The organism is Actinomycetota bacterium (genome assembly GCA_035697485.1).
GTDB lineage: Bacteria > Actinomycetota > UBA4738 > UBA4738 > HRBIN12 > JAOUEA01.
Map to the genome: position 1 here is coordinate 23,544 of DASSCU010000036.1, position 24,322 is coordinate 47,865.

Below are 24,322 nucleotides of genomic sequence, written 5' to 3' on the forward strand. Positions count from 1 at the left end.
TCTCCCCGTCGACCCCGCGCTCGCGGGCGTCGATCGCCTCGTGCGCCTGGCAGTCGCGGCACCCGGCGACCACGCTCGCGGCGATCGCGATCAGCGGTTTCAGCGCCTTGGGCGGGGTGCCGGTGTTCCAGATCTGCGTGATCAGTTCGCCGAACGCCACGAAGATCTCGGGCCTGTCGCGCCATCGTGAACAAGGAGTTGGGGACGAAGCGGAGGGTCTCGTCGTAGTGGGCGAAGAGTGGCTCCAGCTCCGGATGGTCTTCACGTCGCAGGGGCCGCATGTTCGCCACGTCACCCCTCGGATCCGGCCGGGGCCTCGGCGTTCGCTCACGACCCCGTGATGCGGCACACTACCCCGCACCGGACGGGAGGGGCGATGCGGCTCGAGGGCAAGGTGGCGGTGATCAGCGGTGGTGGCTCGGGCATCGGGGCGGCCATCGCACGACTCTTCGCGGCCGAGGGGGCCAAAGTGGTCGTGACCGGCCGGCGGCCCGAGCCGATCGGCGAGGTCGCAGCCGCGATCGGCGGTATCGCGGTTGCGGGCGACACGTCCGACCCGGCGCACGCCACGGCAGCGGTGGATGAGGCTGTCCGCGCGTTCGGCGTGCTCGACCTGGTCGTGGCGAACGCGGGGGTCGGGTTCGGGGGTGGGGCCGGCGACGTCGCCGACGACGCGTGGCGCGCCACCATCGACATCAACCTGTCGGGAGCGCTCTACCTCGTTCGAGCCGCCATGCCGCACCTCGAGGCCCGCGGCGGCGGCTCCATCGTGCTCGTATCGTCGGTCTCGGGGTTCGTGAGCTCTGCTTCGAGCGCCGCGTACGTCGCGTCGAAGGCGGGCATGATCGGCCTCGCGAAGTCGATCGCGGTCGACGCTGGTCCGCGGGGCATCCGCGCCAACGCGCTCTGCCCGGGCTGGGTGCACACGCCGATGGGCGACGAGTCGATGGACGAGCTCGCCGAGGTCCGCGGCGTCTCGCGGGACGAGGCGTACCGGCTCGCAACCGAGCTCGTGCCGATGCGGCGGGCCGCCGAGCCCGGCGAGATCGCGGAGTGCGCGCTGTTCCTGGCGAGCGACGCGGCGTCGTACGTGTCGGGCACCACGCTCGTGGTCGACGGCGGGGGCATGGCCGTCGACATCGCGTCGGTCGCCTTCGACGAAGTGCGCGGAGAAACCGAGTGAGCTTCGACCACACGGGGAGGACAGCGTTCGTGACCGGGGCGGGATCGGGCATCGGCCGAGCCGTGGCGATACGGCTCGCCGCCGAAGGTGCCTCGGTTGCGGTGGCCGATGTGCGCCTCGATGCTGCGGACGAGGCGGCGGCCGAGATCGGCCGCCGCGGCGGCCGCGCCGTCGCGATCGAGCTCGACGTGCGCGATCCTTCCCAGGCAGCGACCGCCCGCGACGCCGCCCTCGAGGCGTTCGGCTCGCTCCACTACCTCGTCAACAACGCCGGGCTCGTCCGCATGTCGGCGCTCGACGATCTCGACGAGGACGAATGGGACCTCGTGCTCGACACGAACCTCAAGGGTATGTACATCGTGACCCGGGCGGTCGCTCCCGCGATCGGCGACGCCGGTGGCGGGGCGATCGTGAACATGTCGACGGTCGAGTCCGAGGTGGTCGTGTCGTCGGCGGGTCACCCGCAGGTGCACTACAACGCGTCGAAGGGCGGGGTGAAGATGCTGACGAAGGCGCTCGCGGTCGAGCTGTCGCATCGGCGGATCCGTGTGAACGCGGTCGCACCCGGCCCGATCGCCACGTCGTTCATCCCGGGCGGCGACCTCCGATCGCCGGAGGCCTGGGCGTTCATGTCGCGGCGCCTGCTCATCGACCGCGTCGGAGAGCCCGAGGACGTGGCGGCGGCGGCGTCGTTCCTGCTCTCGGACGAGGCCTCGTTCATCACCGGCGCGCAGCTGCCGATCGACGGGGGGTGGCTCACGCGATGACCGTGCCGCCGATCGGTCCGGCGATCCGTCCCGATCACCTGACCGACGCCGGTCTCCGCACCGTGATCGTGACCTCGGCCGACGTGACCGGCCGGCTCGTGGGCAAGCGCTTCCCGGTCGAGGTGTTCCGCCGGCTGCTCGACGAAGGGGTGCCGCTCTCGTCGTGCGTGCTGGGGTGGGACCTCGACCAGTGGCCAGGGCCGGCACAAGCGTACACGGGTCACCAGACCGGGTGGCACGACGTGCGACTCGTGCCCGACCTCGACACCCTCCGGCCGGCCGCCTGGCTGGACGCCACCGCGGTCTGCGTCGCCGACTTCGTGGAGATGGGCGGTGATGCGCTCGTCGCGGTCGCGCCCCGCACGATCCTGCGCCGGCAGGTGGAGCGGTTCGCCGCCGACGGGTACACCCCGCAGGTCGCGAGCGAGCTCGAGTTCGCGCTCTATCGAGGCACCTATGACGACGGCCGGATGAACGGGTACGAGACGCTCGTACCGACGACGACCGCGCGGGCGGACTACACGGTGCAGGCCGGCGACCAGCACGAGACCTTCTTCGGCCCGGCCCGTCAGGCGCTCGTGGACTCGAACCTCGGCCCCTGGACGAGCCAGGTCGAGTGGGGGCTCGGTCAATGGGAGATCAACCTCGAGTACCGGCAGGCGCTCGAGATGGCCGACCGGCACATCCTGTTCAAGCTCGCGATGCGCGACCTCGCCGCCGCGAACGGCATGGCCGCGACGTTCATGGCGAAGCCCTTCCCCGACACGACCGGCTCGTCGTGCCACCTGCACCTCTCGCTCGCCGACGACCGCGGCAGGAACGTCTTCGGCGACGGCTCCAGCGGCGAGACGCTCGCAGCGCCGCTGCGCGGCGCCATCGGCGGCCTCCTCGCTCGCGCCCCCGAGCTGATGCTCTGGTACGCGCCGACCGTGAACTCGTACCGGCGCATCGCGGGCGGCGAGTTCTCGGGCAACGGACTGAGCTGGGGCTTCGACAGCCGCATGGTTTCGTGCCGCGTGCTGGTCGAGGAGCCCTCGTCGACCCGACTCGAATGGCGTGTGCCCGGCGCCGACGTGAACCCCTACCTGGCGATCGCCGGGCTGCTCGCATCGGCTCGTGAGGGCATCGCCGACGGCACCGACCCCGGCGAGCCCCTCGTCGGCGAGGACTGGGATCGTGAGGTGCCACAACTGCCCACGCACCTCGGCGATGCGACCGGCGCGTTCCGCGACAGCGACTGGACGGCCGAGACGTTCGGCGCCGACGTCGTGTCCCACTACGCGGAAGCCGCCCGCTGGGAATGGCAGCGGTTCCTCGCCGCCGACGTCGTCACCGAGTGGGAACGCCGCCGCTACTTCGAGGTGATCTGAGGCCCTGCGCGGTCCGCGGCGTCCCGGAGCCACGTGGCGACCTCGTCATCGATCTCGCCGGGATGACGCACCTCGAGATGATGCATCCAACGCCCCGGCGCGGGTTGCACCACCTCCTTGAACCGATCGGAGACGATCGGGCGATCCAACGCGATCGAGAGCACGACTTCAGCGACGTCGCCGTGCAGATACCGGTCGGGCAGCCAGAGAAAGGCGAAGCCACGACCTCGGCGGAAGCCCACCTGCGACTTCGACGTGCGGACCTGATGCGGTCCGACCTCGTCGAGGATGCTCCGCACCCGGTCGAACACCGCAAGCGCAGCGGGATGACCAACGAAGAACTCCTCGGGTCCTTCCGGCTCGTCCATCGCGCGAGCGTAGTGGGCTGAGTTGCCCGGAAAGTCGTTCGGTAGCAAAATACCTGCGCCGCGCACCGCCTCGACCCGACGGAGGGGAGCCGATCGCATGGGTGACACGCTGGGCGATATCGACCTCGTGAACCCCGACAACTACGTCGAACGCGTGCCGTTCGAGTGGTTCGATCACCTCCGCGAGGATCACCCGATCGTCTGGCACCCGGAACCCTCGCCGAACACGGGCTTCTGGGCCGTCACCCGCTACGACGACCTCACCAACGTGCACATGGACTGGCAGACCTACTCCTCGGAGCTCGGAGCCGTCGCCCTCGAGGAGCTCGACGAGGAACAGCTCGAGGTGCGTAAGTCGATGCTCGAGACCGACCCACCCCGGCATACGGAGCTGCGCAAGATCTGCTCGAAGCGGTTCAGCGCGCGCGGCGTCGGCCGCTACGAGGACTGGATCCGCGACGTCGCCCGCACGGTGCTCGACGACGCCCTGCCCAAAGGCGAGTTCGACTTCGTGAGCGAGATCAGCCGCGACCTGCCGATCCGCTTCCTGTGCTCGATCTTCACCGTGCCACAGGAAGACGCCCCGCAGCTGATCGCCTGGGGCGACAGCATGATCGCGAACCAGGACCCGGATCTCTCCGCTGCCGTGGTCGACAAGGTCGACACCGAGGCGTACCGGCTGCTGCCGTTCCGCTCCCCCACCGCGCTCAAGGTGTTCGAGTACGCCGACCGCCAGCGCGACCAGCGCCTGGCCGAGCCCGCCGACGACGTGCTGCAAGCCCTCACGGTCGCGCAGAGCGAAGGGGTGCTGGACGAGCGCGAGTTCCATAACTACTTCGGGGTGCTGATGATCGCGGGCAACGAGACCACGCGGCACACCATCAGCCACGGCATGCTCGCCCTGATGCAACACCCGGAGCAGTTCGAACTGCTGCGAGAGCGGCCGGAGCTGATCCCGAACGCCACGGAGGAGATCCTGCGGTGGGCCACCCCGGTGTTCCACTTCCGGCGCACCGCCACCCGCGACGCGGAGTTGCACGGTCAACCGATCGCGATGGGCGACAAGGTCGTGACCTGGTACATCAGCGCCAACCGCGACCCGGCGATGTTCCCCGACCCCTACACGTTCGACGTCACGAGGACGCCGAACGACCACGTGACGTTCGGGCCCGGGGGACCCCACTTCTGCCTGGGGGCGCACCTGGCGCGGCTCGAGACGAAGATCCTGTTCCAGGAGCTGATCCCCCGCCTCGACGCGATCGAGCTCACCGGGCCCGTCCAGCGCATCCGCTCGAACTTCGTGAACGGCATCAAGCGCATGCCGGTGCGCGTGCGAACGAAGTAGCGCCCGATGAAGCCTCCGCGGCTGGTGCTCGTGCTGAGCGAGAACCACACCCTCGTGCCGGCCCGGGACCTGCGCGCGTTGGTCGACGTCGCGGTCGAGGCCGAACGCGCGGGGTTCGACGGCGTCATGGTGAGCGAGCACATCGTGCTCGGCCGGGGAGCCGACGTCGACGGGTTGCCCGAGAACCCGCGCGACTACGCCCTGCCGGGGAACCAAGACCCGGCGACGCCGTGGCCCTCGTCGTTGCTGCTGCTCGCGGCGATCGCGACGGTCACCACCGACCTGCGGCTGATCGCGAGCGCGGTGATCCCGCCGCTTCGGCACCCGCTGCAGATCGCGAAGGAGCTTGCGACCCTCGACCTACTCTCGCGTGGCCGGCTCGTCGTGCAGCCAACCGTGAGCTGGCACCGCGCGGAGTACGAAGCGCTCGGCGTGGCGTTCGAGACGCGCGGCGTGCGCCTGGACGAACACCTCGAGGCGTGGAAGCTGCTCTGGCGGGATTCCCCCGGCAGCTTCCGCGGCGTGCACTACGCGTTCGACGACGTCTGGCTCGAGCCGAAGGCCTTCCGAACCGACGGGCCGCACCTGTGGTTCGGCGGTGAGCGCCTGCACGACCGGCAGCTGCGGCGGCTCGTGACCTACGGCCACGGCTTCAACCCGCTCGGCCGCGCGAGCGACGACGACCTGGAACGCCTCGCCTCGGCGATGGCTGCGGCCGGCCGCGACATGGCGGAGCTCGAGATGGTCGGTGGCACGCGAGGCTCGTTCCCCGACGCGAGCCACCCGGCCGCGCTCGACGGAGCACTCGACCAGATCCCCGAGCACGTGGAACGGGGGTTCACCACGATCTGCATCAAGCCCAGCCAGTTCACCGACGATCCGACCGAGATCCCGGCGCTCCTGCGGCGTGTCGTCGACGGCGTCGAGGCGCGCGTCCGGGGCTAGTCCGGCTCAGACGACCGGGCCCGGATCCTCGCTCGTCGAGGGCGCCACGGCCCGCAGCAACGACCGCAGCATCGCTGCCAGGTCGTCCTGCTGCTCGGGATCCAGGTGGCCGGCCACCGCAGATTCCTCAGCGTTGAACTTCGGGAATAGATCTTCGATCGTGGCGCGGCCCGACGGCGTGAGCTCGACGATCACCATCCGCCCGTCCTTCGCGTCCTTCCGGCGGGTGACGAGCCCCCGGGACTCGAGCGTGGTCATCACCCCGGTCGCCGTCGGTCGGCTGATGCCGACGGCGGCGGCGAACTCGCGGGCCTCCATCTCGCCCCAGACCCACAGCACCCACAGCCCGACGAACGACGTCCAACTCAGGCGGTCGGGCGCGAGCACCTTCGCCTCCATGTGCCGGCGGATCGCGGCGGAGCTGCGGAAGAGGTTCGAGATCGCCCACATCGCCCGGAAGTCGAGGTGGAGCTGCCCGAGCTCCTCCTGCACCTTCCGCTCGGCCGGCAGCAGGCCGTCCTCGCCCGGCAGGTGGCGCTCACCGGGGCGCGTCGTGTGGCTCACGCCGCGCTCCCCGTGCGGGCGATCCGCTCACCCAGCTCGCGTGCGACGTCGAGCAGCGCCACCACGTCCTCCTCGGTGGTCCGGAAGTTCACGAAGCAGGGGCGCAGCCACACCTCGTCGTCGATGAGGGCCGGCGCGAGGTACGCGCGGCCGTCGGCCTGGATCGCTTCGGCCAGCGCCTGGTTGTGGGCGTTGACGTCGGCGACGCCGCTGGGCACGTGCCGGATCGGCACGATCGAGAGCTGTGGCGTGGCCTCCATCACCTCGAAGTCCTCCGTGTGCTGCGCCCGCCGGTAGAGCAGGTCCGCCTCGGCGAGGTTCCGTTCGATCGCGTCGCGGAACTGCGCGGCGCCGTGCGCCCGGAACGCGAGCCAGAGCTTCAGCGCCCGGAACGGGCGGGAGTACTCGAGCGTGATGTCGGCGGCGTGCAGCTCGTGCTGCTGGTGCGGCAGGTAGCCCTGCTCGTGGCTGAACGCGCTCGCCAGCGCCTCGTCGTCGCGCACGAGGACCACGCCGCACGCCTTGGGCAGGTACAGCCACTTGTGCGCGTCGATCGAGCAGGAATCGGCCCGGTCGAGCCCCGCGAACAGGTCGCGCCTCGACGGGACCGACGCCGCCGGCAGGCCGTAGGCCCCGTCGACGTGCATCCAGACGCCGCGCTCCTCACACACGTCGGCCACGTCGCCGAGCGGATCGATCGCGCCCGTCAGGGTGGTGCCCGCGGTCGCCACCACGGCGATCGGCGTCACGCCCGCCCCGAGATCGTCGACGATCGCGCGGTCGAGCGCCTCCGGCCGCATGCGCCGCAGCCCGTCGATCTCGATCGCACGCAGGTTGTCGGAGCCGATGCCCAGCAGCTCGACGGCCCGGGTCACCGAGTAGTGCACCTCCTGCGAGCAGTACACGGCAGTGGTTACCTGCCCGAGCCCCCGGTGGCGCGCCCCTGGCAGGGCGCGTTCCCGCGCGGCGGCGATCGCCGTCACGTTGCTGACGGTGCCCCCGCTCGTGAACGCCCCGGCTGTGGCCGGGAAGCCTACGAACTCGGCCACCCACCGGACGGCCTGGTCCTCGGTCTGGGTCGCCGCCCGAGCGTCGACCGCGAGGTTGATGTCGTACGAGTGCGCGAGGAAGTCGCCGAGCGTGCCGATCTCGAGCCCGCTCGACCCGATGAACGCGAAATACCGGGGCCGTGCCTGCGCGATCGACTCGTCGAGGATGCGCGCGGCGTCGTCGAGTACGTCGTGCACCGGCGACGGCTCGGCGGGCAAGGCGCGTTGGAGGAGCCGCCGCACCCGGTCGTCGAGCGGCGGCTCCTCAGGGCGGAAGCGGTCGAAGCTGCGCCAGGCCTCGGCGACCAGGCGCGCCGCGTGCTCGAGCGCCTCGTCGCGAGGCGCATCGAGCCGCAGCGGTCGGTCGTCGCTCATGCCGGGATGGTACCGACCCCGGCCTACCCCGCTTCCTTCGAAGTGAGGTCGGGGAGGGCCTGGCTCGCCGGTTCCCGACCCTTCACGATCGCCATGTAGACGAGTCCGATCACGAACCAGATCACGGCGTAGCGCGGAGCCCAGATCGTGGGCGCCGGCACCTTGTAGAAGGAGCCCCAGATCGCCGCACCCGTGATCGCGATCCCCACGACGGCGGCGATCGCGACACCGACGGGCTTCGGCTGCTCGCCGAGCCTGGCCAGCACGCCGATCGACATCAGCAGGTAGACGACGAGGAGAGCGAACCCACCGAACGTCGCGCACCAGGCGAACAGGGCGAAGTAATGATCCAGTCCCTCGAGCGCGAAGAGCGAATCCCAGAACTCCGCGGCGGCGATCAAGGCCAGCTGCACGATCATCAGCAGCACGATCGCGCCGATCGGGGTGCCGTACTTCGACGAAACCGACGCCATCGACGCCGGCAAGCGCCGGTCGCGGGCCATCGCGAACGTCCCACGGGTCGATGCGACCGCCGCCCCAACGTAGACCGCGAGCATGTCGAGGAAGACGACGACGAGCAGGACCTTCAGCCAGAGCTCGGAACCCGACGGAGAGCCCGGCGCCCCGAGCGCGAACAGCGGCGCCCCTGCGACCTCGGGGCTGGTGATCACCGCGAGGTCGAAGCCGAAGCCGGCCACTTCCGTGTAGGCCGCGATCAGGTAGAAGATCGAGACGAGCACGACCGCACCGAGGACCGCCCGAGGGATCGAACGCTTGGGATCGGTCGTCTCCTCTGCGAGGTTCGCGGCGGTCTCGAAACCGACGAAGATCAGCACACCGTAGAGGACCCCGAACAGGACGCCGCTGAACCCACCTTCGGGACTCGGGTCCAGCGCCTGCCCGAAGTCGTTCGCGTCGCCCAGATCGATGATCACCATGATGAAGAAGACCAGCACGACGGCGATCGAAATCAGGGCGAGCGTGAGCTGCACACGCGTGGAGATCTGCACGCCGAAGTAGAGGACCACGAATAGCAGCGCCGTGAATATCAGGTCCCACAACCACAGCGGAAGATCGAGGTCGATCTCCAGCGCCGGCAGCACGTTGTCGTTCACGAACCAGCCGAGCAACACACCGAGGCCGGTCGTGAGGATGATCGTCCCGCCGTAGTAGAGCCACCCCGAGGCCGCGCCGATCGTCGAGCCCAGCCCCTCGGTGACGTAGTCGTAGAGCGAACCCGCCGCGTGGATGCGCTTCGCGTACTGAGCCACGATCCACCCGAGGGCGAAGACGCCCACCCCCGCGAGGAGCACAGCGAGCGGAGCGGACGTTCCCGCACCCCTGGCGGCAGCGTTCACGCCGATGATCAGCGGGATGATGAACGCGGCCGAGAAGACCGGTCCCATGAATCCGACGGACTGGGCCACCACGTCGATGAGTGAGAGCTTCGCCTCGCCCAATCGTTCGTAGCCCAGATCCTGTGACTGACCCTGCTGGTCTGCCACTGGAGCCCCCCTTCCTTCTCCGTGCCGACGAACGCTACGCCGCGGCGCCGCTCCCGGTCCAGCCGTCGGCCGGGCGCTCGAACCAGACGTGCACCTGGCCCGTGCCGACGGAGGCTTCGTACTCGCTGAACAGCTCGCCCGGAGCCTGGCAGCGCGCGCCGCCGAGAGCCGAGGCCATCATGAGGTAATGGCCGAAGTGCCCCTCGGGCGCGGCCTTGCGGTACTCGGGCATCCAGTCGATCACGCCGGCGTGATCGCCCTTGGCGAACATCGAGAGCACGTGCTGGTCTGCCTCGTAGCTCTCCAGGTGGAGGATGTTCCCGGGCGCCTTCGAGCTCTCGTGCTGCCGCAGCTCGCGGAACGGGTAGAACCGGTGCGTCATGCCCCCCGACGCGAGCAGCACCACGCGGCGGTCGCTCTGGGCGATCGCGTCGCCGATCAGCTTCCCGAACAGCAGGAAGTCCTCGGTGGTGCAGGTCTGGTTGATCGCGACGCTGATCCAACGGGTCGCCGGATCGCCGAGGAACGTCCAGATGTTGACCGTGCCGTAGAAGATCGGCAGGAACGGGTCGTCGCACGCCAGGATCCAGCAGTCGTCGCGGCCGTCGGCCTGCGCCGCGATCCCCTTCGCGAGATCGGGGTCACCCGGCATGTCGTACGGGATGCCAGCCATGCCACGAGGCAGCTCGTGGCTCGTGAACTTCCCCTGCCGTCGCTCGTGCGCCGTCACGATGTGCTCGAACGTCGACTCCCAGTGCGTGTCGAACACGACCACCGTGTCCGGCTTCAGACGGTCCAGGCACTCGCTCTTCATGCGATGCAGCCCGGGCACGAGGGTGATCTCGTTGCCGTCGTTGATCTCCCGACGGGTCTCCTCGGGCAGCATGATCGTGGGAACGTGGGCCACCAGGGCCCCGCCGACGACTTCACCCATCTGCGTTCCTCCTCATCCTCGCGCTGATCGTTGACCTAGCTCCACGGTGCGGTGCAGACGTTCTTCACGTCCGCGTAGAAGTCGAAGCTCCAGGGTCCGCCCTCGCGGCCGATGCCCGAACCGCGCGCGCCACCGAACGGGGCCGCGAGGTCGCGGACGAAGAAGCAGTTGACCCACACGGTGCCGGCCACGAGACGGGAGCTGACGCGCTCCGCCCTGGCCTCGTCGCCCGTGTAGAGGATGGCCGCCAGGCCGTACTCGGTCGAGTTCGCGAGCGCGACGGCCTCGTCCTCGCCCTCGAACGATTGCAGGGTGAGCACCGGCCCGAAGACCTCCTGTGTGAGGATCTCCGAGCCCTCGGGCGCGTCGGTGAACAACGTCGGCCGGTAGTAGAGGCCGCCGAGGTCCTCGTTCGGACCCCCGCCGAACACGACCGTCGCCCCGTCGGCCTTCGCGCGCTGCACGAACCCATCGACCCGCTCGAGATGCTCACGCGTGATCTGCGGTCCGATGTCGGTGGCCTCGTCGCGAGGATCGCCCTGCACGATCGCGCCCGCCGCCTCGACGAACCGTTCGAGGAAGGCGTCGTACATCGAGCGCTCGACGATGAGCCGGGTGCCGGCGAGACACACCTGGCCGGCGTTGTCGAACTGGTTCACCGCTTGGCGCACGACCGCATCGAGGTCCGCGTCCGCGAACGCCAGGAACGGCGACTTGCCACCGAGCTCGAGTGAGACCGGCGTGAGGTTCGGGCCGGCCGCCCGGGCGACGAGCTTCCCGGTCGGCACACTGCCGGTGAAGGCGATGCGGTCGACACCCGGGTGCGCGGTGAGGGCGGCGCCCGCTTCCTCGCCGATGCCCTGCAGCACGTTGAACGCGCCGACGGGCAGCCCCGCCTCGTGGGCGATGTCGGCCAGCATCGAGGCGGTGAGCGGCGCCCATTCCGGTGGCTTCAGCACGACCGCGTTGCCGGCGGCGAGGGCCGGCGCGACCCGCCAGGTGGCGAGCATCAGCGGGGCGTTCCAAGGGGTGATGACGACCGTGACGCCGCTGGGGTCCCACGCCACACGCTCGGCGAACCCGTCGTAGTCCTTCACGCCGGTCTCGAGGGAGAGCAGCTGATCCGCGAAGAACCGGAAGTTGCGCGCGACCCTCGGCATCACCGAGTTCCGCATCGAGCGGAGCAGCGAGCCGTTGTCGCGCGTCTCGACCGCCGCGAGCTCGGGTACCCGCGCCTCGACCCCGTCGGCGATGCGGTGCAGCACCTCGGCGCGCTCCTTCGGCGACGTCGATCCCCACGTCGCCCCCGCCGCACGGGCAGCAGCGACCGCGTTCTCGGCCTCGCCGGCGCCGCCGCGTGCCACCTGAGCGATCGGCTGCTCGTCGATCGGAGAGATGTCGGAGAACGAGGTTGTCGAAGGCACGCGTCGGCCACCGATCCAGTGTTCGGTCGAGACCTCGATGCCTTCGACGACGGCGCGACTCGTCGTGCTCCCTCCCCATGTCAGAGGACCTCGGAAGGTCGTTCGTGTCCGAACGGTATGGGGGGCAGGGGAAGCTGTCAAGCCGGAGCCCGCGCTCCCGGCAGCCCTCGAACCCGGGCGGTTGGGAACCGATGCAGCCACCCCATTCGTCGGAGTCGCCTCAGCACGGAAAGGACCCGACATGGCAGGGACACCGCACCGTCTGCGTCGATCCGCGATCGTGGCACTCTCGGCGGCCATCCTCGTGACCGGGCCGGCCGGCGCCGCCCTGGCGTGCGGTGGGCTCGTCACGCCGAACGGCACGATCAACCTCGTGCGCACGACGACCCTGGCCGCCTACCACCGGGGCGTCGAGCACTACGTCACGTCGTTCGAGTTCGCCGGCCAGGGCCAGGAGATCGGCTCGATCGTGCCCCTGCCCGGCGTGCCGACGAAGGTCGTGAAGGGCGGCGACTGGACGCTGCAGCGGCTCGTGATCGAGACGCAGCCTCCCGCCCCGGAATCCGCCCTCTTCGCGGTCGCCGCCGACCGCGCGGCCGAGGTGCTGCTCGAGACCGAGATCGATTCCCTCGACATCACCGTCCTCAGGGGCGGGGCGCTCGCGGTGGGCACGTGGGCCCGAGAGCACGGCTACTTCCTGCCCCCAGACGCCCCCGCGGTGCTGGAGTTCTACGCCGAGCGGAGCCCGATCTTCCTCGCTGCCCGGTTCAACGCGGAGCGGGCCGCCGAGCAAGGCGAGCAGCGCGGGGAAGGCACCCCGATCCACGTAGTGATCCCGACCCCCGACCCGTGGGTGCCCCTTCGGATCCTGGGGCTCGGACGGCAGCCGTCCGAGATCGTGCAGGCCGATGTGTTCCTGCTGACCGACGTGGCCCCGACGATGCTCCCCCAGGCGGTCGAGCCGAACGGCGACGAGGATCAGCGGGGGCTGATCCTGCGGACCAGCGAGCGGGCGTCGGACTCCCTGATGCGCGATCTGCGCTCGGACGCGCGCATGGGCTGGCTCCCGGAGCAGGACATGTGGCTCACCCAGGTGCAGGTCAACGAGCGAGCCGACCGGCTCACCCATGACCTCGCGATCGACGCGAGCGGCTACGGACAGCCCGATCCGATCGCGGCGGGACTGGCGCGGCCGATGCGCGCGGCCTCCGCCGGCACGATCCCCGTGGGTGCCCTCGCGGCGGTCACCGTCGGCACGGCACTCGTCGTGGCCACGGGGCTGGCGCTGATCGGTCGGCGACGCGGCGGCTTCCGGCGGCCCGCGTGATCGCCCGGCCCGCCGCCGGACTCACCGTCGCCACCGTGGGCGTGATCTTCCTCGGCGCGCTGGCGATGGGCGGCGGCGCGGTCCCGGGCGTTGACGGGGCCCGGGAGGTAAGGATCGTCGTGCACCATTCGCGCTTCGACGTCGCAACCGTCGAGGTCGAGTCGGGTGAGACCGTGCGGTTCGTGCTCGAGAACACCGACCCGATCGACCACGAGTTCATCGTCGGCGACGCCCGCGTGCAGCTCGCGCACGAGCGCGGCTCGGAGGCGCACCATCCGCCGGGGCCCGGAGAGATCACGGTGCCCGCGGGCGCGACGCAGGCGACGACCGTCACCTTCCCGACGTCGCCCCAGACGACGCTGTTCGGCTGTCACCTGCCCGGGCACTACGCGTTCGGCATGGTCGGCACCGTCCGGATCGGCTGACCGCCCGGGCCGCGCGCCTACCCGGAGAAGTGCGCCTCGAGGTCGGGCGTCGCCCGTTCGCGCAGCGCCGCCGCCACCCGCTGGCGCTCGAGCATCTGCTCGAGCATCTTGGCCGACTGCGGGATCGGGTGCGCGGCGAAGAACGCCTGGGCCTCGTTCACCTGTTCGGGCAGCGTGAGGTAGCGCACGCCTTCGACCAGGCGGATCGTGAGCTGTGACGGGAACCGCTCCTCGGCCTCGTTCCAGCGTTCCTGGAGGATCGCCCACGCGCGATCGCCCAGGTCGCGGTTGATCAGCGAGTACGCGAAAACGAACGGCGCATCCTGGCTGCGGATGTCGTCGCCGAACGTCGCTTCGAGTGTGCGCTCGAACAGCTCGGCATCGCGGAAGAGCGGCAGGGCGAACAGATACCGGTACTGCTCCTGGGGCGTGGGCGACTCCCGGTAGGCCGTCCAGTAGTGCTCGTAGTCGGCCGCATCGCCGTTCGTCGCGACCACGTTCACGGCGGCCGCCGCGAGCGACGCGTCGACCGGCTTGCCAGCGCGCGCCTCCGCCTCGAACTCCCGGGCGGCCGCCTCCGCGTTCGGGTCTGCGCCGAGCACGCCGAGGCCTTGCAGCAGGGCCCCCCGCAGTGCCCGCATGCGGTCGGACTCGTCGGCATCGGCTTCCCACCCGAGCCGATCCATCGCGGGCGCCACGAGGCGCCGGACGAAGGCACGGAACCGCTCCCGCGGTTCCCCCTCGAGGAAGCGGTCGCACCACCCCAGGCCCTGCAGCAGCACCTGCCAGACGGCGAGGTCGTCCTCGTCGCCGTACCGCGATGCCGCGACCACGAACTCCGACGCCGACGCGGCCCCCGACGACACCGCGGCCCAGTGGTCGTCGACCAGGCCGTAACGTTCGAGGGGCGAGATCTCGGGGAGCCGGTCGGTCAGGCGTTCCAGCAGACCTCCCTCGTAGCGGACCCGGATGAAGCTGCTCGCCCCCGCGTTCGCGACCACGGCGGCGTCGGCGGCCTCGTCCACGAGGATGCCGTCGGCCGGCACCAACACCGACGACTCGCCCCCGTCGAGCGCCCGCACGCGCAACGGCACATCCCACACGGAGTGATCGGTGCCGCCGTCGGCAAGGAACCGTCGCTGATCGAGTCGCACCCCGTCGGCGCTCGGCGAGGCGGTCACGAGCGGGTAGCCGCCCTGCCAGATCCACTGATCCATGATGCGACGGACCGGTTCGCCGCTCGCCTCCTCGATCGCGTGCCACAGGTCATGCGTCTCGGTGTTCCCGTAGGCGTGACGGGCGAGGTACAGCCGGATGCCCTCGCGGAAGCGGTCGGCCCCCAGGTACTGCTCGAGCATGCGCAGGATCGCGGCACCCTTCTGGTAGGTCAGCACGTCGAACATGCCCGAGGCGTCGTCGGGCGAGTGCACGGGGTACTCGATCGCACGGGTCGAGCGCAACGCGTCGACCTCCTTCGCGGCGGTCACGCCGCGGGCGAACGTGTTCCACTGCTCCCAGTCGGGGCGCCACGCGTCGACCGTGACGAGCGCCATGAACGTGGCGAACGCCTCGTTCAGCCAGATCCCGTTCCACCACCGCATCGTGACGAGGTTGCCGAACCACTGGTGTGCGAGTTCGTGCGCCACGACGTCGGCGATGTTCTCGAGCTCGGGCTGGGTCGCGTGTTCGGGGTCGACGAGCAGCAGCGACTCCCGGTAGGTGATCAGGCCCGTGTTCTCCATCGCCCCCTGCGCGAAGTCGGGGATCGCGATGAAGTCGACCTTCCGGTCGGGGTAGGGGATGGCGTAGTACTCCGTGAAGAACCGCAGCGAGAACTCGCCCGCCTCGAGGGCGAACCGGGCGAGGTGACCCTTGCCGGGCAGGTGCACGAGCCGCAGCGGGACGCCGTCGACGTCGATCGGGTCGGTGATCTCCAGCCGGCCCACGACGAACGCGACGAGGTAGGTCGACATCGACATCGTGTCGGCGAACCGCACGCGAACGCGGCCGTCCCCGATCCGCTCGCGCTCGATCTCCGGCCCGTTCGAGAGGGCCACGACGTCGCCGGGCACGACGAGCGCGATGCCGAAGACCGCTTTGAGGTCGGGCTCGTCCCAGCACGGGAACGCCCGGCGAGCGTCGGCCGCCTCGAACTGCGTCGTCGCGATCGTGTGGGTGCCCTCGTCGTCGGTGTAGGTGGACCGGTAGAAACCGTGGAGCTGATCGTTCAGCACCCCTCGGAACGAGGCCGAGAGCGACCACGGCCCCGCATCGGCGGCGCTCTCGAGCGTCAGGGTGGCGCGCTGGAGCTCTTCGTCGAGCGCGACGGCCGTGACCGTGATCTCGGTGCCGTCGTCGTGACGCAGGACCGCATCGTCGATCGCGAGATCGAGCGCGTTCACCACGATCTCGTCGACGCGTTCGTGCACCTCGACGACGGCGCGGACCGTGCCCGAGAAGGTCGCCGCCTCCAGGTCGGGCTCGAGGACTAGGTCGTATCGGGTCGGGACGACGGTGCGGGGAAGCCGGTAACGATCCTGCATGGACCCGAAGCCTATCGTGCCGCCACCGCTCGTGAGGTGGGTGCGTTCCGCGGCATCGTTCCCCGTGAACGCGAACCCGTGAGACCCTGCTCGGGGAGGTTCCGACAGGACCCATGCGAACGTCACGAAGCGACGAAGGCACCGACCGGAGCCACGTGGAGCTCGGGTTCGTGACCGAACCCGGTGTCTCCGACCACGACCGTCGAACCGACGCGCGTCGGCGCATGGTCACGCTCACGTCCTTCGGTGTGGTGACCCTCCTCGCGATCGCGGCCGTGATCGTGAGCGAGGACGGGAACGAGCCTCCACGGTCCGCGACGGTGAGCGACGCCGGCGTCCCCGGTACGTCGGCGCTGCAGCCAGGGACCTATCCGCTGCCCGGTCTCTCCGCCCCCGTCTCGATCACCGTGCCGGCCGGGTGGTCGGCCGGGAACTCGATCTGGGGTACGGCGGGCGAGGGGCTCGCGGCGGTCTCCAGCGGGCGACGGGGAGCCTCGGTCAGCATCGCGCTCCTCGACGTCGGACGCCTCCATCCGTACTCGGTGTCGAAGGATGCCCCGCTCGATCGTCCGGGCACCCCGGCCTGGTTCCGACGGTCGCTCGGAGACTACACGGCGCGCGTGGAGCCTCGCCTGCGCGATCGGGTGGTCGGCCACCGGCTCGACTGGCGGGGGCCGCCGGTCCTGGCATGGCTGCTGACGTTCACCGACCGCGGCCCCATCGAGGTGGCCGACGACGTGATCTACGACGGCCGGCGCGGCGACCTGGTCTCCTTCCCGTTCCCCGGCCCGGCTCGCTCGGTGTTCGAGGTGCCGCAAGGCGGCACGATCGCCTTCCGACCGGGTGTCGCGTACACGTTCTGGGTGCCACGCGCCGGCGAGCCCGGCGGGGACACGATCGTGCTCGGGGTCGCGCGAGAGCTCGGCGCGCCGCCGAGCACCAACGAATGGGACGTCGTGCGGACGCTCGAGATCGGGTGAGCCGGACCGGTACCGGTGTCAGTCGTTCACGTAGGTCAGCCAGTCCGCGTACTTCGCGTCGTCGCCCTTCGTGGCGGCGAAGAACGCGTCCTGCAGGGCCTTCGTGACCGGCCCCCGATGCCCCGCGCCCACCGTGCGATCGTCGACCTCGCGGATCGGGGTGATCTCGGCGGCGGTCCCCGTGAAGAACACCTCGTCGGCCGTGTACAGGTCGGTGCGCACCAGGTGCTGCTCGATCACCGGGAAGCCGAGGTCGCGCGCGATCGTCATGACCGCGGCCCGGGTGACGCCCGCCAGACACCCGTGTCCCGTGTGCGGCGTCACGATCGTGCCGCCGTTGACGACGAAGATGTTCTCGCCGGAGCCCTCCGTGACGTAGCCATCGTCGTTCAGGAGCACGGCCTCGTCGTAGCCGGACTTCGTGGCGTCGACCTTCGCGAGGATCGAGCCGAGGTAACCGCCCGTCGCCTTGGCGGCGGAGGGGAGCGAGTTCTGGTCGTGGCGCTTCCACGAGCTGATCTTCACCCGAACGCCCTGCTCGAGGGCTTCTTCGCCGAGATAGGCCCCCCACGGCCACACCGCGATCGAGACGTCGACGGGGTTGGCGAGCGGGCTGACGCCCATCTCGCCGTAGCCACGGAACGCGATCGGGCGGATGTAGCACGACTGCAACCCGTTGGCGCGGATCGTGTCCTTCACCGCGTCGATGAGCTCCGCCTTGGAGAACGGGATCTCCATGAAGTAGATGGAGGCCGACGAGTACATGCGGTCGAGGTGCGCGTCGAGGTGCCACACGGCGGGGCCGCGGGTCGTCTCGTACGCCCGGATGCCCTCGAATACGCCGCTGCCGTAGTGCAGGGCGTGGCTGAGCACGTGGACCTTGGCCTCTTGCCAGGGCACGAGCTCGCCGTTCATCCAGATCGTCTCGACCTCGGTGATCGGCACCGTCGAACCTCCTCGGGTCGTCCGTGAGCGGGATGCACACGGGCGTAGCCCTTAAGGATACCGATGGCGGGCGTCTCCCGCGAGACGGGCCGACGCCGGATCCAGGCACGGAAGACGGTAGTGTGCCGGTATGCACGAGGATCAGCTGACGCCGAGCGAGGGGCCGTCGCCAACCGACGTCGACGCCGACGATGGTGAGACGATGGAAGACCTGATCAGCGGCATGGACCGGTACGCGGGTGCCGATGAGCACACGACCCTCGCCGAGCAGCACGACGGCGACACGATCGACGAGCGGAACCGCCGCGAGCAGCTCGCGGCGCGCCGAGACTTCGCAGGCGTCGACCTCGTCGACGAGAGCGACGACGGCGTCGATCGCGAGAAGGATCTCGTCGGCGATCCCGAGGCGTCAGACGGGCCCGTGCCGGCCGAGCTGGCCGCGATGCACGTCGTCGACGAGGCGCCCGGCGTCGTCGACCATCCGGACGACTACGTGGAGCCCGAGACTCGGTAGCGGTGCCAGCGCATCGGCGCCTCGGGGTCGAGAGGCGCATCCCAGTCGTCGTAACGCTCGGCCGCCCACGCCCGCACGTCGTCGATCGCACGCCTGAGATCCTCGTCGCTCGCCCGCCACGTCCAGGAGTACGTGCGAGCCGACGCCTCGTCGAAGAACTTCGAGAGCGAGCCGCCGAAGTGGCCCGGGGCGTCGACCACGCCGAACGGCTCGGCTCCGACAGCCGTGAACGCCTCGTCGAGCGCCCCGGGCTCCCGGTCGCGGGACAACCCGACCGGCTCGGCATCGGGGCCGATCTCGAAGATCATGCGATCCATGACCTCGCGCCACAGGCCCGAGAACCCCCCGGGCTCGATCGCGACCACCCCGCCCGGCCGCACCGTCCGGACGAGCTCGGCCACGGCGTAGGGCCACGCCGGGATCAGATGGAGGACCCATCGGGCGTAGGCGCCGACGAACGCCTCGTCGCGGAACGGCAGTCGGGTGGCGTCCGCGAGCGCCAGCCCGACGTTCGGGGACTTCTCGCGGAGCCGCGCCATCATCTCGCGGGAGAGGTCGATGCCGACGACCCGGACGCCCCTGGCAGCGAGTGGCACGGCCAGCGCCCCGGTGCCGACCCCGATCTCGAGCACGGGACCCTCGCCGATCGCGACGTCACGGTCGAGCAGGTCGACCGTGACGCGGAGCGTCTCCTCGTCGGTGACGCGGGTGGAGTCGTAGAACGAGGCAGCCCGGTCGAACGAGACCGAGTCGCTCATGCCCCGTGCAGCAGTTCCCGACGCGGGTACGCGGTGGATGAAGGTTGCTCGGGTCGCCCCGGCACGTCGCCCCGCAGGTAGCCGTCGGCGATCATGCGCACCTGCATGTAGACACCGCCTTCCCAGACGGTCGACATCGGCCCGGCCCGGTGACCGCGCGAGGTCGCCGCGCGCTGCAGCGACTCACACGCGGCCCAATCCTCACGGTTCGTGACGTCCCAGAAGTCGACCGCGTAGGCGGGATCGAAGCCCCCGAGCTCGAGCGCCTCCGGCGGGAACAGCCACTCACACTCCACGTAGCTCCGGTCTGGTGCGATCGGCTCGATCCGGTGGGTGAGCACGTAATCGGGGTGCGGGCTGATCAGCAGGTTCGGGAAGATGCCGAAGTAGCCCACCTCGCGCAGCTGGTGACCGCGCAGGCCGCGGATCGGCACGCCGTGCGATGCTCCGTCGAGCGACATCGTCTCGACGCCCTCGTACAGGTCCATCGGCCCCGCGACGTAGAGTCCCTGGATGTCGATCGAGTAGCCGCTGTCGGGCGGGGTCACCGTGCAGAGCTCGGGGTGGATCTCGGAGCAGTGGTAACACTCCTGGTAGTTCTCGTGGATCAGCTTCCAGTTCGCCGCGATCTCGTACGAGTGCCGCGCTGCCGCCACGAGTCGCTCGGGCTCCCATGGCGCGAGGTGCTCCCAGAGGTTCCCGAACTGCTCCTCGGCGTCGATGCCGTCGGGGTCACGGCGCACGAACACCCACCCCCCGCGTTCGATCTGCCCGGCCGCACGGCGATGGGCGCCGGTCCGCCCGATACACACCCACGATCGGTCGAAGAAGCGTTCTCGCTCCCACGCGAGCACGTCTGGCGACGTGTAGGCCTCGCCGGGGAGCCCGTGCGAGAGCCCGAACGGGCTGGCGCACCGCTGCAATGCATCTCGGTCGACCGGCGCCGCGCTCATGCGGTCAGCATCCCTGGCCGGCCGGGCCGCGGCAAGTCCCGCCGGTCAATTCAAGGAAGGGTCGCGCGGCATCAGGCGCAGCAGGTCGTAACCGCGCCCGAGCCTGCGCAGCACGTCCTCCCACAGGCGCCCCGGATCGTCGTGGAAGACGTCGTCGGGCAGCGCGGGCGCGGTCACCCAACTCTCCTCCTCGAGCTCCGCTTCGAGCTGGCCGGGGCCCCACCCGGCATACCCCGCGTATACGCGCGCACGGCGGATCACCTCGCCGATGTCGCCGCCGGCCTCCGGGGGCAGGAAGCCGATCGACCCCACCGCCAACAGCTCGGCCCTCGAAGGATCGAGGAAGTCGGCGAGCACGACGATCGATGCGGGCTCGACCGGGCCGCCATCGAACAGCGGTTCCTCGGGGTCGACCAGGTCACCGAGCGGCGGCACCGCCTCGCGGACCGACACCCCGAGCGACTGGTTCAGCACGACCCCGACCGCCCCGTCGTCGTCGTGATGGCCGACCAGCACGACCGTGCGACGGAAGTTCGGATCGAACAGGTTCGAGTTCGAGATCAGCAGATGGCCGGTGAGAGGTTCCACCCCTCCATCATGCCGCGTCGAGCAGCCATGTGGCTGCCTCGATGTGCTCGCGCATCGGCCCGTCGTCGTCGAAGCACCACGACACCGTGTGTGCCATCGACCACAGCCGCGCCCGCTCCCGGTCGAGCCCGAGCTCCGCGGTGACCCGGTCGAGTCGTCGCAACACCGCCTCCCGGGTGTGTCCGAGCTCCCGGCCACGCACGATCGACGCGACCCCGAACTCGCGCTCTCCCATCAGAGGCTTCGGGTCGATCAGGAGCCACGGCTCTCGCTCGGCCGCGAGCACGTTGTCGGCATGCAGGTCCTGGTTCACGAGCACCTGCTCGCCCTGCGTCGGCGCGAGCGACTCGAACGCCTCCGTCGCGGCGTCGATCAGCCGCTCCTCGATCGTGCGACCCGTGCCCTCCCAGTGCTCGCGCATCTCGACGATCAGGTCGGCGACCTCATCGGCGAGCGGTCTGAACGGTTCACCGGCCGCGATCCAGACCCGCGGGAGCAGCCCGATCAACACGTCGAGGGCGGCTTCGGTGTCCTCGTTCGTGAGCGGCGTGCCCGGCGTGCAGCGCTCGAGCAACATCACCCGTCGGTCGGGATCTTCGTCGAGCAGGAGCACGGCGCCGCTCCCGTCGAGCCGGCGGAGCGCCTCGCCTTCGAGCTCTCCCTCGCGGTCGGGGATGCCGATCTTCAGCACGACCGCCTCGCCGTCGCGACTCGCCGGCATCGTGAGCGAGGCGATGCTGTTCGTCCACGGTTCCCCGAGCGTCAGCGACCACCGCCGCGAGCACGCGTCGAGGATCGCCGGCAGCTCGTCGAGCCATGATGAGAGCCGAGGGTCGCCGCGCCAGACCTCCAGATGCTCGTAGGTCACGCGGAAGAGCGTACGGCTCAGCTCCTCGCCGGGATCTCCTTCTTCGGGTCGAGGAACGGCAACGGGGTCACCGTGGCCGTCATCGGGCCGTCGGGTGACGCGATCTCGACGCGCGTACCATCGCCGGCTAAGTCGATCGGCACCCACGCGAAGCCCATGTTGAACTCGAGCCGCGGCGAGTACGAGGCGCTCACGAGCCGGCCGACCTGCTCGTCGCCATCGACGACCGGCCAGAAGTCCTCGAGCCACATGCCGAGGGGATCGCCGTCGATCCTCACGCCGACGAGCTTCTGCTGCACGCCTTCGTCGCGGATCCGCTCGAGCGCGTTCCGGGAGACGAACTCGTTGTCGCTGTCGAGCTCGACAAGCCGCTCGAGGCCGGTGATCTCGAACGGGTTGTTCGTGATGTCCATGTCGCTGCCGTAGTTGAAGATGCCGGCTTCCATGCGGCGCTGGTCGCTCGGGGCGATCGCCCGCAGCCCGAACTCCTCGCCGGCGGCCATGATCGCGTCCCACAGGTCGTGGGCCATCGAGGAATCGCGCAGGTACACCTCGTAGCCCAGCTCCGCGCTCCATCCCGTGCGCGAGACGACTACCGGGATGCCGTCGAGCTCGGTCTGCTTGTGCCAGTAGTACCTCTGGTCGGCCACGTCGTCGCCGAAGAGCTCGCGGATCAGCGGCTTCGACAGCGGGCCCTGGATCTGCAGCGGCGACACGTCGGGCTCACGGATCTCGACGTCCATGTCCGCGAACGCCTGCACGCCGAGCGCGTACAGCAGCGCGTCGCTGTCGGCGAGCGAGAGCCAGAAGTGGTCCTCGGCGAGCTTCAGCAGGATCGGGTCGTTCACGATGCCGCCGTCGGGCGCGCAGAGCAGCACGTACTTGCACTGTTCGGGCTGGGTCTGCGACAGGTCGCGGGGCGTGAGCAGCTGGGTGAACCGCGCGGCGTCGGGACCGGTGATCTCCACCTGACGCTCGACCGCGACGTCCCAGAGCGTCACCTTCTCGACGAGGTGCCAGTACTCCTTGATGTCGTCGTCGTACAGCGTCGGGATCAGCATGTGGTTGTACAGATCCCAGCTGGTGCACCCGGCTTCCACGGTGCGCTGGAAGTAGGGCGACTTCTTGTACCAGCTCGCGAAGTAGAACGGGAACGACGAGTTCGGCTCGGCCATCGGTTGCTCAACCCTTCCGTCTCAGCGGACCGCGCCGGCGGTCCTTCTTGATCTCGCGGACCATGTTGTACGCGGGGATGCCGCAGACGCCGCCGCCGGCGTGCGTGGCGCTGGAGCACTGGTACAACCCCCGGATCGGCGTGCGGTAGTCGGCGTATCCGGGCGCCGGTCGCATGTGGAAGAGCTGCTCGGCGCTGAGCTCCCCGTGGAAGATGTTCCCGCCGATCAGCCCCCACTCCTGCTCCATCTCGTGGGGGCCGATCACCTGGCGGTGCAGCACGGAGTCGGCGAACCCGGGCGCGAGCTCGTCGTAACCGGCGATCACGCGGTCGGCGTACGCCTCGAGCTCGGCCGGGTGCGGCTCCTCGCTCCACTCGTGCGGAACCCACTGCGTGAACAGCGAGACGACGTGCTTGCCCTCGGGGGCGAGCGTGTGGTCGAAGACGGTCGGCATCACGCCGTCGCTGAACGGCGCGGTCGCCGGCTCTCCAGCGCGCGCCTGCTCGAAGGCCTTTTCGAGGTAGGCGACCGAGTGCGCGAGCTCGAACCCGCCCGTCAGGTCGGTGAGCTCCGGCATCGCGGTGAAGACCGGAGCGCGGTCGAGCGCGGCGTTGATCTTCACGACGCCGCTGCGCGTCTTCCAGTTCGCGATGTCGTCCATGAAGTCGGCGGGAAGGTCGACCCGGTCGATCTGCTCGAGGAACGTGATCTTCGGGTGGATCGCCGTGACGACGAGCGGCGCCCGCACCTCTTCACCGGAGTCGAGCACGACGCCGGTCGTGGCGCCGCCCTCGACGAGGATCCTCGCGACCCTGGCCCCGGTGCGGATCTCGGCGCCATAGGAACGGGCGCTCGAGGCGATCGCGTCGCTCACGGCGCCCATGCCGCCCTCGGGCACCGCCCACGAGCCGAGGTGGCCGTCGCCCACGTCGCCGATCGAGTGGTGCGCCATCACGTAGCCGGTGCCGGGCTCGTACGGCCCCGCCCACGTGCCGATCAGGCCGTTGAGCGCCATGACCGTCTTCACCTGGTCGGATTCGAAGAACCGATCGAGCAGGTCGACGACCGACATCGTCATCAGCTGGGTCACGTCGGCGAGCCCGCGCACGTCGAGCCCTCGGAAGCGCCACGCGAGCCGCAGCTGCTCGGTGAGATCGGAGGGCTTCAACGAGCCGAGCCTGGGCGGCGTCGTCATCATCAGCGGCCCCAGCACCTCGGCGAGTCCGCCGATCCACGCGTCCCATCGCTCGATCGCGTCGGCGTCGCGCTTGCTGAACTGGGCGAACGACTCGTAGTTCTTCTTCGCGTCGTCGTCGGCCTGCAGGATGGCGCGACCGTCAGGGAACGGCAGGAAGTACGGCCCGACCGGCGTCGACCGATACCCATGGCGCGCGAGCTCGAGGTCGCGCAGGATCGT

At 70.0% G+C, this 24,322-nt stretch carries 23 protein-coding genes; 9 read left to right on the forward strand and 14 right to left on the reverse strand.

All coding sequences use genetic code 11. The annotated features are described in order from the left end of the window. Window positions 1-376 precede the first annotated feature (376 nt). From VFI59_10695 to VFI59_10705, 3 genes are read left to right on the forward strand one after another with little or no spacing between them, the layout of a single operon-like run. Window positions 377-1,183, forward strand: coding sequence for a glucose 1-dehydrogenase (locus VFI59_10695; protein ID HET6714164.1), 807 nt, complete (start codon window positions 377-379; stop codon window positions 1,181-1,183). After that, a complete protein-coding gene (locus tag VFI59_10700; GenBank protein ID HET6714165.1) occupies window positions 1,180-1,950 on the forward strand; it encodes an SDR family NAD(P)-dependent oxidoreductase in 771 nt (256 codons plus the stop codon). Before VFI59_10695 ends, VFI59_10700 begins: the two co-directional genes overlap by 4 nt. Further along, window positions 1,947-3,320 (forward strand): glutamine synthetase family protein, encoded by a 1,374-nt coding sequence (locus VFI59_10705; protein HET6714166.1) that lies wholly within the window; start codon window positions 1,947-1,949, stop codon window positions 3,318-3,320. The genes VFI59_10700 and VFI59_10705 overlap by 4 nt, the downstream gene beginning before the upstream one ends. On the opposite strand, the gene VFI59_10710 is transcribed toward VFI59_10705, so the two are convergent. Then, a complete protein-coding gene (locus VFI59_10710; protein HET6714167.1) occupies window positions 3,302-3,688 on the reverse strand; it encodes a DUF5655 domain-containing protein in 387 nt (128 codons plus the stop codon). The two genes, VFI59_10705 and VFI59_10710, sit on opposite strands and share 19 nt — an antisense overlap. 97 nt (window positions 3,689-3,785) lie before the next feature. On the opposite strand from VFI59_10710, the gene VFI59_10715 reads away from it, so the two are divergent. Both VFI59_10715 and VFI59_10720 read left to right on the forward strand, forming a co-directional pair. Further along, complete coding sequence (locus VFI59_10715; GenBank protein HET6714168.1) at window positions 3,786-5,033, forward strand: cytochrome P450; 1,248 nt, start codon at window positions 3,786-3,788, stop codon at window positions 5,031-5,033. A gap of 6 nt (window positions 5,034-5,039) precedes the next feature. After that, window positions 5,040-5,978: a TIGR03619 family F420-dependent LLM class oxidoreductase gene (locus VFI59_10720; protein ID HET6714169.1), complete on the forward strand. Its 939-nt coding sequence runs from the start codon at window positions 5,040-5,042 to the stop codon at window positions 5,976-5,978. A 6-nt stretch (window positions 5,979-5,984) separates the two neighbouring features. On the opposite strand, the gene VFI59_10725 is transcribed toward VFI59_10720, so the two are convergent. From VFI59_10725 to VFI59_10745, 5 genes are read right to left on the reverse strand one after another with little or no spacing between them, the layout of a single operon-like run. Then, window positions 5,985-6,542, reverse strand: coding sequence for a MarR family transcriptional regulator (locus VFI59_10725; GenBank protein HET6714170.1), 558 nt, complete (start codon window positions 6,540-6,542; stop codon window positions 5,985-5,987). Beyond that, window positions 6,539-7,966 (reverse strand): aminotransferase class V-fold PLP-dependent enzyme, encoded by a 1,428-nt coding sequence (locus VFI59_10730; GenBank protein ID HET6714171.1) that lies wholly within the window; start codon window positions 7,964-7,966, stop codon window positions 6,539-6,541. The genes VFI59_10725 and VFI59_10730 overlap by 4 nt, the downstream gene beginning before the upstream one ends. Window positions 7,967-7,989: 23 nt before the next feature. After that, window positions 7,990-9,471 carry an APC family permease gene (locus VFI59_10735; protein ID HET6714172.1) on the reverse strand — a complete coding sequence of 494 codons (1,482 nt, stop codon included), beginning with the start codon at window positions 9,469-9,471 and terminating at the stop codon, window positions 7,990-7,992. A gap of 34 nt (window positions 9,472-9,505) precedes the next feature. After that, entirely contained in the window at window positions 9,506-10,405 is a 900-nt protein-coding gene (locus VFI59_10740) for a catechol 1,2-dioxygenase (protein ID HET6714173.1), read from the reverse strand. Between the two features lie 35 nt (window positions 10,406-10,440). Continuing rightward, the gene (locus VFI59_10745; GenBank protein HET6714174.1) at window positions 10,441-11,829 is read right to left on the reverse strand and encodes an aldehyde dehydrogenase; all 1,389 of its coding nucleotides are present in this window, start codon (window positions 11,827-11,829) and stop codon (window positions 10,441-10,443) included. Between the two features lie 241 nt (window positions 11,830-12,070). Here VFI59_10745 and VFI59_10750 point away from each other — a divergent pair, with 241 nt between their 5' ends. Together VFI59_10750 and VFI59_10755 are read left to right on the forward strand one after the other, a co-directional pair. Beyond that, a complete protein-coding gene (locus VFI59_10750) occupies window positions 12,071-13,156 on the forward strand; it encodes a DUF2330 domain-containing protein (GenBank protein ID HET6714175.1) in 1,086 nt (361 codons plus the stop codon). Then, entirely contained in the window at window positions 13,153-13,581 is a 429-nt protein-coding gene (locus VFI59_10755) for a plastocyanin/azurin family copper-binding protein (protein HET6714176.1), read from the forward strand. Before VFI59_10750 ends, VFI59_10755 begins: the two co-directional genes overlap by 4 nt. A 17-nt stretch (window positions 13,582-13,598) precedes the next feature. Here the strand turns inward: VFI59_10755 and VFI59_10760 are convergent, their stop codons facing one another. Continuing rightward, on the reverse strand, window positions 13,599-16,124 hold the full coding sequence (locus VFI59_10760; protein HET6714177.1) for a M1 family metallopeptidase: 2,526 nt from the start codon (window positions 16,122-16,124) through the stop codon (window positions 13,599-13,601). 113 nt (window positions 16,125-16,237) lie between these two features. Here VFI59_10760 and VFI59_10765 point away from each other — a divergent pair, with 113 nt between their 5' ends. After that, window positions 16,238-17,104: a hypothetical protein gene (locus VFI59_10765; GenBank protein ID HET6714178.1), complete on the forward strand. Its 867-nt coding sequence runs from the start codon at window positions 16,238-16,240 to the stop codon at window positions 17,102-17,104. An 18-nt stretch (window positions 17,105-17,122) separates the two neighbouring features. Here VFI59_10765 and VFI59_10770 read toward each other — a convergent pair whose 3' ends face one another. Continuing rightward, window positions 17,123-18,049 (reverse strand): branched-chain amino acid transaminase, encoded by a 927-nt coding sequence (locus VFI59_10770; protein HET6714179.1) that lies wholly within the window; start codon window positions 18,047-18,049, stop codon window positions 17,123-17,125. Window positions 18,050-18,179: 130 nt separating this feature from the next. Here VFI59_10770 and VFI59_10775 point away from each other — a divergent pair, with 130 nt between their 5' ends. Continuing rightward, entirely contained in the window at window positions 18,180-18,563 is a 384-nt protein-coding gene (locus VFI59_10775; GenBank protein HET6714180.1) for a hypothetical protein, read from the forward strand. Here VFI59_10775 and VFI59_10780 read toward each other — a convergent pair. The 6 genes from VFI59_10780 to VFI59_10805 all read right to left on the reverse strand — a co-directional run. Then, window positions 18,539-19,321, reverse strand: coding sequence for a class I SAM-dependent methyltransferase (locus VFI59_10780; protein HET6714181.1), 783 nt, complete (start codon window positions 19,319-19,321; stop codon window positions 18,539-18,541). The two genes, VFI59_10775 and VFI59_10780, sit on opposite strands and share 25 nt — an antisense overlap. Beyond that, the gene (locus VFI59_10785) at window positions 19,318-20,274 is read right to left on the reverse strand and encodes an RHO alpha subunit C-terminal catalytic domain-containing protein (GenBank protein HET6714182.1); all 957 of its coding nucleotides are present in this window, start codon (window positions 20,272-20,274) and stop codon (window positions 19,318-19,320) included. Before VFI59_10785 ends, VFI59_10780 begins: the two co-directional genes overlap by 4 nt. Before the next feature lie 45 nt (window positions 20,275-20,319). Then, window positions 20,320-20,862, reverse strand: a complete 543-nt coding sequence (locus VFI59_10790) for a YqgE/AlgH family protein (GenBank protein ID HET6714183.1) — start codon at window positions 20,860-20,862, stop codon at window positions 20,320-20,322. Between the two features lie 7 nt (window positions 20,863-20,869). Then, window positions 20,870-21,730, reverse strand: a complete 861-nt coding sequence (locus VFI59_10795) for an aminoglycoside phosphotransferase family protein (GenBank protein ID HET6714184.1) — start codon at window positions 21,728-21,730, stop codon at window positions 20,870-20,872. 17 nt (window positions 21,731-21,747) lie between these two features. Further along, on the reverse strand, window positions 21,748-22,905 hold the full coding sequence (locus VFI59_10800; protein ID HET6714185.1) for a glycine cleavage T C-terminal barrel domain-containing protein: 1,158 nt from the start codon (window positions 22,903-22,905) through the stop codon (window positions 21,748-21,750). 7 nt (window positions 22,906-22,912) lie between these two features. Next, on the reverse strand, window positions 22,913-24,322 hold a 1,410-nt coding region (locus VFI59_10805), incomplete at its 5' end, for an NAD(P)/FAD-dependent oxidoreductase (GenBank protein ID HET6714186.1).